At 51.6% G+C, this 1,738-nt stretch carries 1 protein-coding gene; it reads right to left on the bottom strand.

Annotated elements, in window-relative coordinates; genetic code table 11:
- Window positions 1–188 precede the first annotated feature (188 nt).
- Window positions 189–1,691, bottom strand: a complete 1,503-nt coding sequence (locus tag ACYQ8U_RS22925) for an ISNCY family transposase (protein ID WP_459947882.1) — start codon at window positions 1,689–1,691, stop codon at window positions 189–191.
- Window positions 1,692–1,738: the final 47 nt, after the last annotated feature.

Here is a 1,738-nt window from a genome sequence, read left to right as displayed (position 1 = left end):
TAGTGCCTGGCAGAAAACTCCCAATTTTCAAAAAACTCGTACCAGCGCAGACACGGATAATGCGGATGGCTTTCTTTCCTGGAGAATTTTTTGTCTTCACCGGCCAAAAGATGACAATCATTCTCATCCGCCACACTATCCGGGCATAGCTCTGCCATCAACTTTGCAGCCGGATAAGCCCGCTCTTCTCAGGCTGCTTTTTTGTAAGATCCGCGTTTGCGTTGAGCGGCCTCTTTTTCCTGCTGACGCAACACCGCCCCCAGACGCTGTATGTTACGGGCCACCACCGCCATGGCAATGTAGCGTTTAAATCCGTGGAGACCGTGATCGGGGCATTTATCCAGTCCGTGGACTTCAAGGGCGTTGATTGCCGATTCCACCGCCGAGTGTTGTTTGCGCAGATTGGCAAATTCAGAATCACTTTCACGCTCTTTGTCGGCTTGCGAAAGCCTACCCTTTTTCGGCAGCACCAAACACTCAAGACGCGGTTTCAATACTTCCTGATTGGTGGGACTATAGAAACCTTTGTCCATGCTCACCGCTCGTAAGGTGGGGAACTTCTGTTTGGTTTCGCCCACCATGGCAAAGGCCACCTTGTCATCGGTGGTCTTTACCATCACTCGGTGATGCAGAATAAAACGGTCCTGGTCTTCCATAATGCACACACGCAGTCCCAATTCCACTGGAACGCCGGCCTTCCCTTTGCTGATCCATTCGGTATGCGGTTGAAACAGGGAAAATACCTTCTCGTCGTGAGGAATATGCTCACCCCGGAGCACCCGCCTATCAATCTGGTCGATCTGCCGACGGGCATGTTCCATGAAATCACTCAATGCGCTGAGCCAGGCCACAGTGAGAGGATCGTACGAGCCGATCTGGCTGCGGGTTTGGTCCGCTCGGGTCAGATACCCCTCGGCCAGGTCCAGGTAGGCACGATGGGCATCTTTAATCTCCTGCTCTTTTTGCTGTTTTTTACTTTCATTTTTGGACGTGGAGTGCTTGAGCCGCTGTACTTTACGGTACTGCCTTTTGAATTGACGCTGGTGGTAGAGGTGTTGCCGCCATCCCGGTAGATTGTAGGTGGAGGACAGTTCAGCACTGATTTCGATGACCTTGCGGATGGCGTCCAGGAGCAGGTTGATGTCGGTTGGAAAATGGACGTCTGTCTCCACCACGAAGGAATCACAACGGCCTACGACCCCTTCTTCCGAGTTTTTTTTTAATGCCTGGTGTCCCGCTTGGACTATTACCTGGTTGAGCCGATCCAGGATTTCCGGAGTGAACAGCCGCAGATTATCTTTGAGGGTCTGTAGATTGTAATACTTTTCGTCCGCCCAATCGCTATGACCAAGCATTTGCCGAAGGGTCTTATGTTCGTTGGCCAACTCATGGATACGATCATAATCGGCGTTGAGCCCCAATCTGAGCACGCCCAGCACCAGAATCTGCCATTGTGTCATGCCGGGACGACCATTGTTGGGGTCGACCTTGACGGTCTTTCCTTCGACTTGACGCACAGGCAATACCTCTTCCAGAATGGCAAAGATCTGTTCGCGCAGTTCAGGCGTGGAATAGAGATGCTGCAGTCCGCGCAGGATTTGCGGGATATCGTCGCGTGATTTAGGATCCAGCTTTATGTCGGCGATAGCCAGTTCACCCAACTTCATTTGTGGTACTATTACTTTGCGCATAAAGTTTTTCACCCGACGAAGATTTGGCGGTTGCAGTCGTTTTATCC

Source organism: Desulfocastanea catecholica, assembly GCF_054657295.1.
This window is presented reverse-complemented; position numbering and strand designations above follow the sequence as displayed.

Coding starts and splice junctions, on each gene's coding strand:
- ACYQ8U_RS22925 (WP_459947882.1), bottom strand. CDS start 1,691: ATGCGCAAAGTAATAGTACCACAAATGAAGTTGGGTGAACTGGCTATC.